The sequence below is a fragment of the Streptomyces tateyamensis genome, assembly GCF_003205575.1.
GTDB classification, from domain to species: Bacteria; Actinomycetota; Actinomycetes; order Streptomycetales; family Streptomycetaceae; genus Kitasatospora; species Kitasatospora tateyamensis.
Window position 1 is genome coordinate 1 of the sequence record NZ_PYBW01000077.1, and the last position, 15,829, is coordinate 15,829.

General features: G+C 72.8%; 16 protein-coding genes. 10 read left to right on the forward strand and 6 right to left on the reverse strand.

From position 1 onward, the window contains the following. Window positions 1-85: 85 nt before the first annotated feature. The 4 genes from glnII to C7C46_RS20515 form a co-directional block, all read right to left on the reverse strand. A complete protein-coding gene (gene glnII, locus C7C46_RS20500; protein WP_110671340.1) occupies window positions 86-1,108 on the reverse strand; it encodes a glutamine synthetase in 1,023 nt (340 codons plus the stop codon). Between the two features lie 166 nt (window positions 1,109-1,274). After that, window positions 1,275-2,216 (reverse strand): SCO1860 family LAETG-anchored protein, encoded by a 942-nt coding sequence (locus C7C46_RS20505; protein ID WP_110671341.1) that lies wholly within the window; start codon window positions 2,214-2,216, stop codon window positions 1,275-1,277. A gap of 105 nt (window positions 2,217-2,321) precedes the next feature. Then, window positions 2,322-2,999, reverse strand: coding sequence for a uracil-DNA glycosylase (locus C7C46_RS20510; protein ID WP_110671342.1), 678 nt, complete (start codon window positions 2,997-2,999; stop codon window positions 2,322-2,324). A 23-nt stretch (window positions 3,000-3,022) separates the two neighbouring features. Beyond that, window positions 3,023-4,114 carry an amidohydrolase family protein gene (locus tag C7C46_RS20515; protein WP_110671343.1) on the reverse strand — a complete coding sequence of 364 codons (1,092 nt, stop codon included), beginning with the start codon at window positions 4,112-4,114 and terminating at the stop codon, window positions 3,023-3,025. 331 nt (window positions 4,115-4,445) lie between these two features. On the opposite strand from C7C46_RS20515, the gene tmpA reads away from it, so the two are divergent. Next, the gene (gene tmpA, locus C7C46_RS20520; protein WP_110671344.1) at window positions 4,446-6,098 is read left to right on the forward strand and encodes a 2-trimethylaminoethylphosphonate dioxygenase; all 1,653 of its coding nucleotides are present in this window, start codon (window positions 4,446-4,448) and stop codon (window positions 6,096-6,098) included. 10 nt (window positions 6,099-6,108) lie between these two features. Here the strand turns inward: tmpA and C7C46_RS20525 are convergent, their stop codons facing one another. Beyond that, window positions 6,109-6,909, reverse strand: coding sequence for a GntR family transcriptional regulator (locus tag C7C46_RS20525; RefSeq protein ID WP_245984603.1), 801 nt, complete (start codon window positions 6,907-6,909; stop codon window positions 6,109-6,111). 329 nt (window positions 6,910-7,238) lie between these two features. On the opposite strand from C7C46_RS20525, the gene C7C46_RS20530 reads away from it, so the two are divergent. The 9 genes from C7C46_RS20530 to C7C46_RS20570 all read left to right on the forward strand — a co-directional run bounded on the left by C7C46_RS20530 (window position 7,239) and on the right by C7C46_RS20570 (window position 15,581). Further along, a complete protein-coding gene (locus C7C46_RS20530; RefSeq protein WP_110671346.1) occupies window positions 7,239-8,402 on the forward strand; it encodes an ABC transporter substrate-binding protein in 1,164 nt (387 codons plus the stop codon). A gap of 9 nt (window positions 8,403-8,411) precedes the next feature. Beyond that, window positions 8,412-9,368, forward strand: a complete 957-nt coding sequence (locus C7C46_RS20535; RefSeq protein ID WP_110671347.1) for an ABC transporter permease — start codon at window positions 8,412-8,414, stop codon at window positions 9,366-9,368. A 32-nt stretch (window positions 9,369-9,400) separates the two neighbouring features. Continuing rightward, complete coding sequence (locus C7C46_RS20540; RefSeq protein WP_110671352.1) at window positions 9,401-10,201, forward strand: ABC transporter permease; 801 nt, start codon at window positions 9,401-9,403, stop codon at window positions 10,199-10,201. 38 nt (window positions 10,202-10,239) lie between these two features. Then, the gene (locus C7C46_RS20545; protein ID WP_110671348.1) at window positions 10,240-11,325 is read left to right on the forward strand and encodes an ABC transporter ATP-binding protein; all 1,086 of its coding nucleotides are present in this window, start codon (window positions 10,240-10,242) and stop codon (window positions 11,323-11,325) included. A 2-nt stretch (window positions 11,326-11,327) separates the two neighbouring features. Further along, window positions 11,328-11,990 carry an HAD family hydrolase gene (locus C7C46_RS20550; protein WP_245984604.1) on the forward strand — a complete coding sequence of 221 codons (663 nt, stop codon included), beginning with the start codon at window positions 11,328-11,330 and terminating at the stop codon, window positions 11,988-11,990. Between the two features lie 4 nt (window positions 11,991-11,994). Further along, window positions 11,995-12,315, forward strand: coding sequence for a DMT family transporter (locus C7C46_RS20555; protein ID WP_110671350.1), 321 nt, complete (start codon window positions 11,995-11,997; stop codon window positions 12,313-12,315). 68 nt (window positions 12,316-12,383) lie between these two features. Further along, the gene (locus C7C46_RS20560) at window positions 12,384-14,510 is read left to right on the forward strand and encodes an MMPL family transporter (RefSeq protein WP_245984606.1); all 2,127 of its coding nucleotides are present in this window, start codon (window positions 12,384-12,386) and stop codon (window positions 14,508-14,510) included. A gap of 74 nt (window positions 14,511-14,584) precedes the next feature. Then, on the forward strand, window positions 14,585-14,968 hold the full coding sequence (locus tag C7C46_RS20565; protein ID WP_110671354.1) for an MmcQ/YjbR family DNA-binding protein: 384 nt from the start codon (window positions 14,585-14,587) through the stop codon (window positions 14,966-14,968). Window positions 14,969-14,990: 22 nt separating this feature from the next. Next, on the forward strand, window positions 14,991-15,581 hold the full coding sequence (locus C7C46_RS20570) for a DUF4328 domain-containing protein (protein WP_110671351.1): 591 nt from the start codon (window positions 14,991-14,993) through the stop codon (window positions 15,579-15,581). A gap of 85 nt (window positions 15,582-15,666) precedes the next feature. On the opposite strand, the gene C7C46_RS20575 is transcribed toward C7C46_RS20570, so the two are convergent. Then, on the reverse strand, window positions 15,667-15,829 hold a 163-nt coding region (locus C7C46_RS20575; RefSeq protein WP_181442437.1), incomplete at its 5' end, for an HAD hydrolase-like protein.

The window sequence follows — 15,829 nt, forward strand, 5'->3', positions numbered from 1 at the left end:
TGACGTCTATAGGAGCATCCCGGCGCCGGGAACGCCGCTGCCCGCCGACCCCCGAGGGGGCGGCGGGCAGCGTCATGACCGGGGATCAGACCTGGCCGGCCTTCTCCAGCGCCGAGCAGCAGGTGTTGACCAGCAGGCGGGTCACCACGTACGGGTCGACGTTGGCGTTCGGGCGGCGGTCCTCGATGTAGCCCTTCTGGTCCACCTCGACCTGCCACGGGATGCGGACCGAGGCGCCGCGGTCGGACACGCCGTAGGAGTAGACGTTCCACGGGGCGGTCTCGTGCTTGCCGGTGAGGCGGGACTGGATGTCGTCACCGTACTGGTTGACGTGCTCCAGCACCTTCTCCTGCGACTCGCCGAGCGACTCGCAGGCGGTGATGATCGCGTCGTAGCCCTCGCGCATCGCCTTGGTGGAGAAGTTGGTGTGCGCACCCGCGCCGTTCCAGTCGCCGCGGGCCGGCTTGGCGTCCAGGGTGGCGTCGATGCCGAACTCCTCGGCGGTGCGGTAGAGCAGGTAGCGGGCGACCCACATGTCGTCGGAGACCTGCAGCGGGTCCACCGGGCCGATCTGGAACTCCCACTGACCGGGCATGACCTCGGCGTTGATGCCGCAGATGGCCACCCCGGCCGCGAGGCAGCGGTCCAGGTGCAGCTCGACGATCTCGCGGCCGAAGACCTCCTCGGCGCCGACGCCGCAGTAGTAGCCGCCCTGCGGGGCCGGGTAGCCGCCCTCCGGGAAGCCGAGCGGGCGCGAGCCCTTGAAGAAGGTGTACTCCTGCTCGATGCCGAAGATCGGCTCCTGCGCCGCGAACTGCTCGGCGACCGGACGCAGCAGCGCGCGGGTGTTGGACGGGTGCGCGGAGCCGTCGATCTCGTTCACCTCGCAGAGCACGAGGATGTTGTCGCCGCCGCGGATCGGGTCCGGGTAGGTGCGCACCGGCGCGAGCACGCGGTCCGAGGCGTGGCCCTCGGCCTGGTTGGTCGAGGAACCGTCGAAGCCCCAGGTCGGGATCTTGTCAGCGTTCGCCAGCACCCGGGTCTTGGAGCGGAGCTTGGCGGTCGGCTGGGTGCCGTCGATCCAGATGTACTCGGCCTTGATTGCCACGGGGATACCTCGCGAACTTGAGTGGTGGGTGCCCGCGTAGCGTTGCAAGCCGCCGTTTCCCGGTTGTTCCTCTTGTGTAACCAGCGTGTGAACCGACTGTCCGCGCTGGCACCCTCACCGGGTGCGAGTGCCAGCGGACATGACAAAGTGCTGGTGGGAGGGTGGCTCAGTGCCGCCGGTGCGCCGTGCGGCGGCGCCGGGCCAGGGCGACCGCGCCACCACCGCCGACCAGCAGCGCAGCCCCCGTGGCCAGCAGTGGAACCGTGGTTGAACTCCCGGTGCTGGCCAGCTCCGCTCCGGGCGCCGAAGATTTCGTCGGTGTGACGGCGGCCTCACCGGACGCGTCGGCCACCCGCACCGCCGGGCTCGCGGCGGCCGAGGAGGGCTTGGCACTCGCGGTCGCGGCCGGCTTCACGCAGCTCACCGAGGCCACCGTGACCGTGCCGTCCACCTTGGCCACGTTCAGGTTGAGCGGGTTGAGCGCCACCTTGACCACCAGGGCGGAGGCGGCCGCGGTGGTCGAGGTGGTGGTGCGCTGGGAGAACTCCAGGTCCACCGTGCCGATCCCGGGCACCGCGAGGTGGGTGGGGCCGTACAGGCCGACGCCGACCGACCGGCCGAGCACGGTGACACTGGCGGGCGCGGTGACCTTCGCCGTGGGCGGCCCGTCCACCGGGCAGTCGGCCTCGGCGCTGAGCGCCTGCAGGCCGAGCAGGGCGGTCAAGGGCAGACCGGGGGCGTGCACGTCGGCGTTGGCGAGGGTGACCGAGGCCTTCGCGCCGTCCGTGCCGACGTGCGTGTCGGAGCGCCCCAGGTCCGCGTCGACCAGGGTGACCGGTCCGGGCTGCGCGACACCGGCCACCGTGGCGGTGAGTATCGAGCCGTGCAGCTCGGCGGGCGAGCCGGCCTTGTTCAGCGCGACGTTCACCGGCACGTCCACCGCGTTGTTCAACAGGCTGACGTGCAGGTCGAGTTCGGCGGTGACGGCACGGGCGCTGCCGGCACTGCCGCCACCGCCCGGGCTGTCGGCGGCAGCCGGCAGCACGGGCAGCACCACCAGCGAGGCGGCGGCGAGTACGGCGGTGGCGACGGTGGCACGAGACGACAAGATGACACTCCCACTAGTGCGATGGAAGTGTCATCCTCTGCCAGCCGTTCCGGACCGAGCGGCAACTGCCGCTCTTGCTTCACTCGTTGGGGTGAAGTGCGTCGGTCATGGCAGCCGCCACTCCACCGGGGCGCCACCCTGGGCCGCCAGCGCCTCGTTGGCCCGGCTGAACGGGCGCGAGCCGAAGAAGCCGTAACTCGCCGACATCGGGCTCGGGTGCGCGGACTCGATGGCCGGGACCCGGCCGAGCAGCGGGCGCAGGTTGCGGGCGTCCCGGCCCCACAGGATGGCCACCAGCGGGGTACCGCGCGCCACCAGCGCGCGGATCGCCTGCTCGGTGACCTCCTCCCAGCCTTTGCCGCGGTGCGCGGCGGGCTTGCCGGGCGCGGTGGTCAGTGCCCGGTTGAGTAGCAGCACGCCCTGCTCCGTCCACGGCGTCAGGTCCCCGTTGCCGGGCGGCGGGTAGCCCAGGTCCTGCCCGTACTCGCGGAAGATGTTGACCAGGCTGGCCGGGATCGGGCGCACCTCGGGGGCCACCGAGAAGCTCAGGCCGACCGCGTGACCCGGGGTGGGGTACGGGTCCTGACCGACGATCAGCACCCGCACCTCGGCGAATGGCTGCTGGAAGGCGCGCAGCACGTTCGGGCCGGAGGGCAGGTAGGTCCGCCCGGCGGCCAGCTCGCCGCGCAGGAAGTCCCCCATGGCGGCAACCCGCCCGGCCACCGGCTCCAGGGCCTGGGCCCAGCCGGGTTCGACGATCTCGTGCAGCGGACGCGGTGCCATGCGCTCACCCTATCGGCCCACCCCTAGCCGACCGGACGCCCCCTGAGCACCACCAACTGCGGGTCCGCCAGCACCCGGACGTCGGCGCGCGGGTCCGCGGCGTAGACCACCAGGTCGGCCGGCGCGCCCTCGGTCAGGGCGGGGCGGCCGAGCCACTCGCGGGCGGCCCAGGTGGCGGCCGAGAGCGCCTCGACGGGGGTCAGGCCGGCCTTGACCAGCTCGGCCACCTCGGCGGCGACCAGACCGTGCGGCAGCGAGCCGCCCGCGTCGGTGCCCACGTAGATCGGGATCCCGGCCTCGTGCGCCGCGCCCACGGTGGCGTAGCGGCGCTCGTGCAGCCGGCGCATGTGGGCCGACCAGGCCGGGAACTTCTGCTCGCCGCCGGCCGCCAGGTCGGGGAAGGTGGCGATGTTGACCAGGGTCGGCACGATCGCCACCCGCCGCTCGGCGAACTGCCCGATCAGCTCCTCGGTCAGCCCGGTGGCGTGCTCGACGCAGTCGATGCCGGCCGCCAGCAGGTCGGGCAGCGACTCGGTGGCGAAGCAGTGCGCGGTCACCCGGGCGCCCTCGGCGTGCGCCGCCGCGATCGCCTCGGCCAGTGCGTCACTCGGCCAGCAGGCGGCCAGGTCGCCGCGGTCGCGGTCGATCCAGTCGCCGACCAGCTTGACCCAGCCGTCCCCGCGCCGGGCCTCCTGCACCACGTAGGCGGTCAGGTCGCCCGGCTCGATCTCGTGCGCGTAGTTGCGGATGTAGCGCCTGGTGCGGGCGATGTGCCGCCCGGCCCGGATGATCTTCGGCAGGTCCTCGCGCCCGTCCACCCAGCGGGTGTCGGCAGCCGAGCCGGCGTCGCGGATCAGCAGGGTGCCGGCGTCCCGGTCGGTGACGGCCTGCTTCTCGCTGGTCGCCTCGTCCACCGCGCCGTGCGCGTCCAGCCCGACGTGGCAGTGGGCGTCCACCAGGCCGGGCAGCACCCAGCCGGTGATCGTGCGCACGTCGCGCGCACCGGCCGGCCGCTCGAAGCTCACCCGGCCGCCCAGCACCCACAGGTCGTCGCGGGCCTCCTGCGGCCCGACCAGCACCCGGCCCTTGATGTGCAGCACCACGCCATCCGTCATGCCCGCACTCTATTGCGCCCGGACAACACCCCTACTTTTACAAGGTTATTGACTGGCCATGACAGAGATGATTGACTCTCCGCAGGCCAACCGCCGAGGTCGCGTCCGCCCGCCGACCCGGCGACTCCTCCGGCTCGCTCTGCCCGCCGCCGCCTGACCGCCGGCGCCGCGCCGCGAGCCCGCGCCCGGGCTCGACCGGACCATCCCCCCGGTCCCGTCGAGCCCGGGCGCCATCCAGCATTCGGTTCCCGGACATCCTGCGGACGCACTGCCCTCACCCGTCCCCGGCAGGGTCGTCCGAAAAGTTGGCTATACAACTCTGGGGACTGCCATGCCTGACGCTGCTGACGCCCTGCGCGCGCCCTACTGGCTGCGGGACAACTGCCCGTGCGCCGACTGCCGCGACCCGCGCTCCGGCCAGAAGCTCTTCCAGATCACCGAGCTGCCCACCGACCTCGCGGTGGCCGCCGCCACCGAGCTGAACGGCTTCCTGGAGGTGCTCTGGTCGGACGGGCACCGCTCGCGCTACCCGCTGCCGTGGCCGGCCGCCGAGCCGCAGGAGGACGGCCGCACCGAGCGCGCCAAGCAGCTCTGGCAGGCCGCCGACTTCGCCGCCGGGCTGCCCGAGGCGCGCTGGGCCCAGTACCTGGCGGACGAGGCCGAGCGGGCCGCGGTGCTGCGGGCCGTGCGCCGCCACGGCTTCGCGCTGCTGCGCCAGGTGCCCACCGAGCCGGGCCAGGTGCTCGAAGTGGCCCGCAGCTTCGGCTACGTGCGCGAGACCAACTACGGCGAGCTGTTCGACGTCCGGGTCGAGCCGGACCCCAACAACCTCGCCTTCACCAGCTCCGCCATCGCCCCGCACACCGACAACCCGTACCGCGACCCGGTCCCCACCGTGCAGTTGCTGCACTGCCTGGAGAACGCGGCGCAGGGCGGCGACTCCGGCCTGGTGGACGGCTTCAAGGCGGCCGCGCTGCTGCGCGCCGAGTCGCCGGCCGACTTCGAGCTGCTGGTCCGCACCCCGGTGCCGTTCGTCTTCCGCGACCGGGACGCCGAACTGCGCGCCGACCGCCCGCTGATCAGCGTGGACGGGCGGGGCCGGATCCGCGAGGTGCGGATGAACAACCGCTCGATCGGCCGGCTGGAGCTGCCGGCCGAGCGCGCCGAGGCCTTCTACGCCGCCTACCGCCGGTTCGCCGCCATCACCCTGCGCCCCGAGCTGCGGCTGGAGTTCCGGCTGGACGCGGGCGACTGCCTGGTCTTCGACAACACCCGGCTGCTGCACGCGCGCACCGCCTTCGAGGACGGTGGCGCCTCCCGGGCCGCCGCGGGGACCGGGGGAGGCCGGCGCCACCTGCAGGGCTGCTACGCCGACCTGGACTCGCTCAGCTCCGCCCTGGCGGTGCTGGACCGGCGGGCGGCCGCGCTCGACGAACTCGAGGAGCTGTTCGAGCAGGCGGGCGAGGCCGGGTACCTGGGCGAGGCGGTGACCCAGGCCGCGCACATGCTGCAGGCCGCAGCGCTGGCCGAGCAGGCCGGCGCCCCCGGACACCTGGTCGCCGCCGCGCTGCTCCACGACGTCGGCCACTTCTTCGACTCCGAGGGCCACGGAGCCGTCACGGGGCGTGAGTTGATGCAGGGTCAGGACAACCGGCACAGCGACAGCGGGGCCGACTGGCTGGCCCGCTGGTTCGGCCCGGCGGTCACCGAGCCGGTCCGGCTGCACGTGGCCGCCAAGCGCTACCTGTGCGCGGTGGAGCAGGACTACCGGGCCGCGCTCTCGCCGGCCTCCGAGTACACGCTGCAGGTCCAGGGCGGCCCGTTCCCACCCGAGCGGGCGGCCGCCTTCGCCGCGCAGCCCGGCGCCGCCGACGCGGTCGCGGTGCGCCGCTGGGACGACGCGGCCAAGGAGGCCGACCGCGAAGTCCCCGGCTTCGCGCACTACCGCCCGCTGCTGGCCGCCCTGTTGAGCGACCCGCGGTGACGGGCGGACCTCAGTCGCTCTCCCGGGCGTGCCGGGAGAGGGCCGAGGTGGCCAGCGAGTTGTGCACGCTGAAGGCCACCATCCCCGGCAGGTAGCGGTCCTGGGACCACTCCACCGGTCGTCCGGTCGGGTCCGTGGTGCGCCGCCGCTCGCGCAGCAGCGGCGCGCCGCGCCGGCAGCCGAGCAGCTTGGCGTCCTCGCCGTTGGCCGCCACCACGTCGATGGTGTGGTCCGCGTCGGTGAACAGGATCCCGTGCTCGCGCAGGTGCTCGGTGTGCGAGACCACGTCCGGCGGCAGCTTGGCCACCAACACGCCCACGTGCGGCGGGTAGATGGTCCGCTCGACCATCACCGGGGTGCCGGACAGGGTGCGCAGACGCAGGGTCACGTACACCTCGGCGCCCGGGTCCAGCCGCAGTTGCTCGCGCTCGGCCGCGTCCGCCGGGCGGCGGATCAGCGACTCCAGCTGGCCGCCCGGCTCCTCGCCCATCGAGCGCGCCCAGTGGGTGAAGCTGAGCAGTTCGGAGAAGCTCTGCACCCGGGCGTTGCCCAGCACCACCCGGCGGGTGCCGCGGCGCGAGGTGACCAGGCCGTCGGCCCGCAGCACCGCCAGCGCCTGCCGCACGGTGCCGCGGGAGACCCCGTACCGCTCGGCAAGCGCCCCCTCGGCCGGCAGCCGGCCGGCCTCGCCGTAGGCCCCCGTGGTGATCGCCTCGCGCAGATCGGCCGCGACCCGGCGGTAGAGGGCACCGCCGGCGTCCGGACCCTGCTTCTGGTCCTGGCCGTCCAGCTGGTTCTCGTGCTCCGTCAAGGTCTCTCCCACCGGTTCCCCCTCCCAGATCTGTGTCACTCGCTGCCGCGCTGCCGCGAGGACTGGTCCGACGATAGCCGCTCCCGGTGAGCCGTTCGCGCACCACATGGGCGGTTATCCACCGACCGGATGTCACCGTTCCCGCAGCCGACCCCTGTTCCAGGCCGCTTGTTCACCTTCTGGTCACCGCGATCCGGCGTACTTACCGGCGTCGGGGCAAAGTTGGCTGACCAACTTGATGGACAGCCTGCACCCGGCCCACCCCAACCTACGCAGCCACGCACCGTGTGAGTGCGACCCTGCCGCACCTCGATCCAGGAGATCCTCCCGTGACCGTGCACCGCGCCCGTGCCGCCGCCATCGCGGCTGTGCTGACCGCCGCCGCGCTTTCCCTCACCGCCTGCGGCTCCGCCGGCTCGACCTCCGCCGACACCAAGGCTGCCGGCGGCAAGGACGCCAAGACCGCCACCTCCGCCGCCGACTTCGGCGGCATGGACGCGCTGGTCGCGGCCGCGAAGAAGGAGGGCAACCTCCACGTCATCACCCTGCCCCGGGACTGGGCCAACTACGGCGAGCTGATGGACGGCTTCACCGCGAAGTACGGCATCAAGATCGAGGACGAGAACCCGGACGGCTCCAGCCAGGACGAGATCAACGCGATCAAGTCCCGCAAGGGCCAGGACCGCGCCCCGGACGTGGTCGACCTGGGCAGCGCCTTCGCGCTCAGCGCCACCGCCGACGGCATCCTCGCCCCCTACAAGGTCGCCGACTTCGACAAGATCCCGGCCTCCCAGAAGGACGCGAACGGCGCCCGCTACAACGACTACGGCGGCTACATGGCGATCGGCTGCGACGCCAAGAAGGTCGCGGCCTGCCCGAAGACCTTCGCCGACCTGCTGAAGCCCGACTACAAGGGCATGGTCGCGCTGAACGGCAACCCGACCAAGGCCGGTGCCGCCTTCGGCGCCGTCTACGCGGCCGCGCTGGCCAACGGCGGCTCGCTGGACAACATCCAGCCGGGCATCGACTTCTTCGGCAAGCTGAAGGCGAACGGCAACTTCAACCCGGTCGAGGCGACCCCGGCGACGATCGAGAAGGGCGAGACCCCGATCACCGTCGACTGGTCCTACCTCTCCTCGGGCTACGCCGACAAGCTGAAGGACAAGGGCATCCAGTGGCAGGTGTCGATCCCCGCTGACGGCTCCTACGCCCAGTACTACAACCAGGCCATCAACAAGGACGCGCCGCACCCGGCCGCCGCCCGCCTGTGGGAGGAGTACCTGTACTCCGCCGCCGGCCAGAACGGCTTCCTCAAGGGCTACGCCACCCCGGCGCTGTTCGACTCGATGAAGACCGCGGGCACCCTGGACTCCGCCCTGGTCGCGAAGCTCCCGGTGATCGACAAGCCGTTCACCACCTTCCCGACCCAGGCGCAGACCGACACGGCCAAGAAGGTCGTGACCGAGAACTGGGCCAAGGCGATCGGCGGCTGACGACCCATCATGACTGACACGGCTCCCACCCAGGTGCCGTCCCCGGCCGCCGCTGACCAGTTCAGCGGCGGCCCCGGGGCCGTTACCGGCAAGACCCCCACCCCCACCGCGGGCCGCTCCCGCCGCTTCGGCGGCGCCTGGCTGGCCACCCTGCCGCTGATCGCCTTCTTCCTGGTCGGCTTCGGCCTGCCGGCGACGGCGATCGTGATCGGCGCCTTCACCACCTCCTCCGACGCCCCGGACGGCGGCGGAAGCTTCACCACCGCCAACCTGACCCACTCGCTGCAGGGCGCCTACGCGACCTCGCTGTGGGGCAGCGTCAAGCTCTCCGCGCTCACCGCGCTGCTCGGCACCGCCCTGGGCCTGCCGCTCGCCCAGGCCGTGGTCACCTCCCGGTTCCGGATGCTGCGCGAGTCCGTGCTGGCCGGCTCCGGCGTGCTGGCGAACTTCGGCGGCGTCCCGCTGGCCTTCATGTTCGTCGCCACCCTGGGCAACTCCGGAGAGCTCACCAAGCAGTTCGCGCTGACCAAGCACGGCTGGAGCCTCTACACCTTCACCGGGCTCTCGGTGGTCTACCTGTACTTCCTGATCCCGCTGATGATCCTCACCATCACCCCGGCCCTGGAGGGCCTGCGGGTGCAGTGGCGCGAGGCGGCGGCCAACAACGGGGCCACCACCCTGCAGTACTGGCGGTACGTGGCGCTGCCGATCCTGCTGCCCTCGCTGCTGGGCGGCTTCGTGCTGCTCTTCGGCTCGGCCTTCGCGGCCTACGCCACCGCCGACGCCATGGTCGGCTCCTCGATCCCGCTGGTCAGCCTGCAGATCGCGGACGCCCTCTCGGGCAACGTGCTGGTCGGCCAGGGCAACGTGGCGATGGCCCTGGGCCTCGACATGATCGTGGTCGCCTGCCTGGTCATGGCGGTGTACCTGCCCCTCCAGCGCCGGAGTGCCAAGTGGCTCAGCTGAACACCCCCGTCAACGCCCGCGCCGACCGCCGCCTGGCGAAGGTGCGGTGGGGCCGCGGTGCGGTCCTGCTGGTCGGCGCGCTCTACTTCCTGGTCCCGCTGGCCGCCTCGGCCTACTTCAGCGTGGACAGCCGCAAGGGCATCGACTTCCACGCCTACACCCAGCTGCTGCAGGCCCCGGGCTTCCTGACGGCCCTGCAGCTGAGCCTGGAACTGGCCGTCACCAGCGTGGTGCTGCTGCTGCTGGTGCTGGTCCCGGCGATGATCGCGGTCCGGCTCGGCGCGCCCAGACTGCGCCCGGTGCTGGAGTTCCTGTGCTCGCTGCCGCTGGTGGTGCCCGTGGTGGCGCTCACCACCGGGATCAGCAACGTGCTCGGCTGGGCCCCCCAGCTGCGCGCCACGCCGTTCTACCAGACCCTGATGGCGATCCAGGACCAGAACTTCCCGTTCGTGCTGGTGCTCGCCTACGTGCCGATGGCACTGCCGTTCGCCTACCGGGCGCTCGACGGCGGCCTGCGCGGCGTGGACGTCAGGACCCTGGTCGAGGCGGCCCGCAGCTGCGGCGCGAGCGTGCCGCGCGCGGTCGTCTCGGTGGTGCTGCCCAACCTGCGCAGCGCGCTGCTCAACGCCTCGGTCATCACCGTGGCGATGGTCCTCGGCGAGTTCACCACCGCTGCCATCCTCGGCTTCGCGCCGTTCTCGGTGTGGATCAACTCCAACGGCAAGAGTGACGGCCAGATGTCGGTCGCGGTCTCGATCCTGAGCCTGGCGATCGTCTGGCTCCTGCTGCTGCTGATGAACGCGCTCGGCCGCCAGCGCCGGGCCAAGGCCTGATCCCCCACCCCGTACCACCTCTCCAGGAGCTCACCGCCATGACCACGACCACCCTCAAGCCGCCCTACGGCGCGCCGCTGCACCCGGGCAGCGCCACCGTCGAGTTCCGAGCGCTGCGGAGGGCGTTCGGCTCCACGGTCGCGCTGGACGGCCTCGACCTGACCGTCCACCCCGGCGAGTTGCTGGCCCTGCTCGGCCCCTCGGGCTGCGGCAAGACCACCGCGCTGCGGATCCTGGCCGGCTTCGAGACCCACGACTCGGGCGAGGTGCTGGTCGACGGCAAGGACGTGACCCGGACCCCCGCGCACAAGCGTGACGCGGGCATGGTCTTCCAGTCGTACAGCCTCTTCCCGCACCTGAGCGCGCTGGACAACGTCTCCTTCGGGCTGAAGATGCGCGGCGTCGGCAAGTCCGAGCGCCGGGCCAAGGCCCAGGAACTGCTGGAGCTGGTCGGCCTGCCGCAGCGCGCCGCGCACTACCCGCACCAGATGTCCGGTGGCCAGCAGCAGCGGATCGCGCTGGCCCGCGCCCTGGCCCTGCAGCCGCGGGTGCTGCTGCTCGACGAGCCGCTCTCCGCGCTGGACGCCAAGGTCCGGCTCAACCTGCGCGAGGAGATCCGCCGCCTGCAGCAGGAGCTGGGCATCACCACCCTGTTCGTCACCCACGACCAGGAGGAGGCGCTGTCGATGGCCGACCGGGTCGCGGTGCTGAAGGCCGGCCGGCTGGAGCAGTGCGCCACCCCGAGCGAGCTGTACGCCCGCCCGGCCACCGCGTTCGTCGCGGAGTTCGTCGGCACCATGAGCCGGATCCCGGCGGTGCGCTCCGGCGACGGCGTCGAGGTGCTCGGCCGCCGGCACGAGGTGGACGGCGTGCTGCCGGCCGCCCGCGCCCTGCAGGTGCTGGTCCGCCCGGAGAACGTCGGCCTGACCCCCGGCGGCGACGCCGTGGTCACCGGCGCCAGCTTCCTGGGCGCGGTCACCCGCCTCACCGTGCGCCTGGCCGACGGCACCGAGGTCAAGTCGGACCTGCCCACCGAGCAGGCCGCACTGCTGCCGGTCGGCGGCGGGGCCACCGTGTCGCTGCCGGACCGCCCGGTGCTGGTCGACGTCGCCACGGGGAAGTGACCGTGCTTCCTTCCGCAGTCCTCTTCGACATGGACGGCACGCTGGTCGACACCGAGCACCTGTGGTGGGACGCCACCGAGGAGGTGGCGGCCCGGATCGGCTACCGCCTCGGCCCGGTGGACCTGCCCGAGGTGCTGGGGCACGCCGTCGAGCACACCGCCGCCCACCTGGACCGGGCGGCGCCCGACTCGCCCGGCGCGGCCGAGCTGGCCGCCCGGCTGAACAGCTCCTTCACGGCCAGGGTGGCCGCCCAGGTGGTGCCCCGGCCCGGCGCCCTGGCCCTGCTGGCCTCGCTGCGCGACGCCGCCGTGCCCACCGCGCTGGTCTCCGCCTCGCCCCGCCAGGTGGTCGACCTGGTCCTGACCCACCTGGGCCGGGACTGGTTCACCATCACGCTGGCCGCCGAGGACACCGAGCGCACCAAGCCGGACCCGGCCCCCTACCTGGCCGCCGCCGCCCGGCTCGGCCTGGACCCGGCGCGCTGCGTGGCGGTGGAGGACACCCCCACCGGCGTGGCCTCGGCCGCCGCGGCCGGCTGCGCGGTGCTCGCGGTGCCCTCCTCGGACGCCGCGATCCCGGCCGGCCCGCGGATCACCCTGCTGTCCAGCCTGACCATGGCCGACCTACCCCTGCTGGCCGGCCTCACCGCCGGGCCCGCAGAATAGTCCGATGCCCTACCTGCTCCTGTGCCTCGCCATCCTGAGCGAGGTCTGCGCCACCAGCTGCCTGAAACTGACCGAGGGCTTCAGCCGGCTGTGGCCCAGCGTGGGGGTCGGCATCGGGTACGTGCTCTCCTTCGCGCTGCTGGGGCAGGCGCTCAAGCACATACCCGTCTCGGTCGCCTACGCGGTCTGGTCCGGGGCGGGGACGGCGGCGGTGGCGGCGATCGGGATGGTGGCCTTCGGCGAGCAGCTGGGCAAGCCCCAGCTGCTCGGCATCGGGCTGATCATCGTGGGCGTGGTGCTGCTGAACCTGCGGGCCTCGCACTGACGGCCGTTCGGGTGGTCCCCGACGTGTAGTCACCGGCCCGCCTCCCTCGGCGGCCTAGCCTGGCTGAGGTGACCTCAGCTGACGCCGCCCCAGGCACGCTCGCCCGGCTCGCCCGCTTCTGCTACCGGAGTCGGCGCCTGGTGCTGCTGCTCTGGGCGGTCGGCCTGGCGCTCGTGATGGCGGTCGGGTTCGGCTTCGCCGCGCCCGCCGACAACGACTTCACCGGCGGCAGCTCCGAGTCGGCGAAGGCGCAGGAGCTGGTCAAGCAGCACTTCCCGGAGCGCCGGGGCAGCTCGCTCACCCTGGCGGTCCAGGCGGCCGCCGGGGTGACCGCACCCGGTGTGCAGTCCCGGGAGGAGGCGCTGACCGCGCAGCTGGCCCGGGCCCCGCACATCACCTCCGTGCACTCCCCCTACAGCACGCCCGGGCAGATCTCCCGGGACGGCACCATCGCCTTCGCCACCCTGCAGTCGGACACCAACCCGCTGCCCAGCTCCGAGGTCAAGCAGCTGATCGACGAGACCCGGGCGGCCGGGGGCGGCGGGGTGGAGTTCGCGCTCGGCGGCGCGGACGTGGTCGGCGCCGAGACCCCGTACGGGGGCGCCTCGGACGCGATCGGCGCGCTGGCCGCGATGCTGGTGATCCTGATCGCCTTCGGCTCGCTGCTGGCGATGGGGCTCACCATGGTCGCCGCGCTGTTCGGCATCCTCAGCGGGCTGGCGCTGACCTTCCTGCTCGGGTACGTCTTCCCGGCCCCCTCGTTCAGCCCGATCGTGGCCACCCTGCTGGGGCTGGGCGTCGGCATCGACTACGCGCTCTTCATCGTCACCCGGTACCGCGAGGCGCTGGCGGCGGGGAACGACCCCGAGCAGGCCGTGGTGGTGGCGATCTCCCGGGCCGGGCGCTCGGTGCTGTTCGCCGGGGCCACCGTGGTGATCGCCATGCTCGGACTGTTCGTGGTGCAGCAGCGGCTGCTGAACGCCACCGCGGTCGCCGCCTCGGTGACGGTGCTGATGACGATGGTCGCGGCGGTCACCCTGCTGCCCGCGCTGCTCGGCTTCGCCGGGCGCGGGATCGACCGGTTCAAGCTGCCGTTCCTGGGGCGGACCGGCTCGCGCTCGCCGCTGGCCGAGCGGTGGGCCCGGGTGATCCAGCACCGGCCGGTGACGGGGCTGGTGGTGGGCGCCTCGGTGATGGTGCTGCTGACGCTGCCCGCCTTCTCGATGCGGCTCAGCTTCGAGGACAACTCGACCGAGCCGCACGACACCAGCGGCTACGCCTCGCACCGGATCCTGAGCACCGGGTTCGGGGCGGGGTTCGACGCGCCGTTCGTCGTCGTCGCCCAGTTGCCGGCCGGTCAGGCGGGGGCGGTGCTGGCGCCGTTGACCAGCGCGGTGGGGTCGACACCCGGGGTGGCCGCGGTGACGCCGGCCCAGACCAGCGCGGACGGGCGGGCGGCGCTGTTCGTGGCGTACCCGACCACGGCGCACCAGGACGCGGCCACGCCGCGGCTGCTGCACACCCTGCGCTCGCAGGTGGTGCCGCCCTTCACCGCCGACACCGGAGTCACCGTCCACATCGGCGGGCCGACGGCGGGCGACGCCGACTTCGCGGCCCAGGTGGCGGACCGGCTCCCCTACCTGATCGCGGCCGTCATCGGGCTGGCGCTGGTCCTGCTCCTGGCGCTGGTCCGCTCGGTGGCGATCGCGCTCAAGGCCGCGGTGATGACGCTGCTCTCGGTCGGCGCCTCGTTCGGCGTGCTGGTGATGATCGTTCAGTGGGGCTGGGGCAACGAGCTGCTGGGGTTCCCGACCACGGCGCCGATCACCGCCTGGGTGCCGCTGTTCATCTTCCCGATCCTGTTCGGGCTCTCCACCGACTACGAGGTCTTCCTGGTCTCCCGGATCCGCGAGGAGTACGACACGGGGCACCCGACCCGGGAGGCGGTGGCCCGCGGGCTGGGCCGCACCGCCCGGGTGATCACGGCCGCGGCCGCCATCATGGTCACGGTCTTCCTCTCCGTGCTGGCCACCCCGGACATCGCGGTCAAGGAGTTCGGACTGGGCCTGGCGGTGGCGGTGTTCCTGGACGCCACCCTGGTCCGGATGGTCCTGGTCCCGGCCATCATGGAGCTGCTGGGCAGCGTCAACTGGTGGCTGCCGCGCTGGCTGGACCGGGTGCTCCCGCACGTGTAGCGCGGGAGCACCCGGTCCGGGCTCAGTCGGCGGCGGCGCCTGACGGGGGTTGACGGCACACTGGCGCCATGACGATGACTGCGGATCAGCTCAGGGCCCGTTGCCTCGACCTCAACGGGGCCGAGGAGACCTTCCCGTTCAACCCGGAGACCTCGGTCTTCAAGGTCGGCGGCAAGGTCTTCGCGATCAGCGCACTGGACGGCGAGCCGCTCAAGGTCTCGCTCAAGTGCGACCCCGACCTCGCGGTGCGCCTGCGCACCGACTACCCGGGGATCACCCCCGGCTGGCACCTCAACAAGCGGCACTGGAACACTGTGCTGCTCGACGGCAGCGTGCCGGACCACCTGGTCCACGAGATGATCGAGGACTCCTACGACCTGATCGTGGCCAAACTCCCGCGCCGCCGGCAACTGGCCCTGGACTGGCCGGGCACGCAGGGCAACACATCGACCGACTGAAGCGGCACGGGGGACCAGCACGTTGACGGACAACGCCACGATCACCGAACAGCGCCTGCGCCTGGCCCGCCACCGGGGACAGCTGACCGATCCCCAGAGCCTGGCCGCCGCGGCCCAGATCCTGGTCGTCGTCGACACCCTGCTCGACCTCGCCTACGCCGTCACCACCGGCACCGGCGGCCCGCTGCTCGTCCCGCTCGCCCGACTGCAGCTGCCCGGCCTCCTCACGGCCGGCGTCGTCTTCCTGATCTGGTTCTGGCGCTGCCACACCAACATCCGGGCCCTCGCTCCGGAGCGGCTCACGTTCTCCCCGGGCACGGCGGTCGTGGTCTGGTTCGTCCCGATCGTCTGCCTGTGGCAGCCCCGCCAGGCGATCATGGACCTCGCCCGCGCGACCGGCGGTGTCAGCACCCGCCTGGTCAACGCCTGGTGGGCGGCCTGGCTGACCCAGCTGCTGGGCCGCCCCGCCCTCACCTTTGCCTTCGGCCTCGCCGGCTACCGCGGCTCCGCCACCCCCTGGCTCGCCCTGGCCGACACCGCCGCCGCGGCCCTGGTGATCCCGATGATCCGACAGATCACCGCTGCCCAGCGCGCCCTGATCCACGCTCGCTAGCGCCGGGCCGGGACGGTGTGCCTGCCACTACCCGGTGACCGGGAGCGGCAGGCACACCGTCCCGGCCCGCAGCTTCTGCCAGGACCTACAGCAGCACGCCCGGCAGCTCCGCCACCGAGCCCAGCACGTGGGTGGCGCCGTCCGCGCGCAGGCGCTCGGCGTCGTGCGCGCCGGTGAGCACGCCGGCCACCACCGAGGCGCCGGCCCGGGTGCCGGTCAGCATGTCGTAGCCGGTGTCACCGACCACC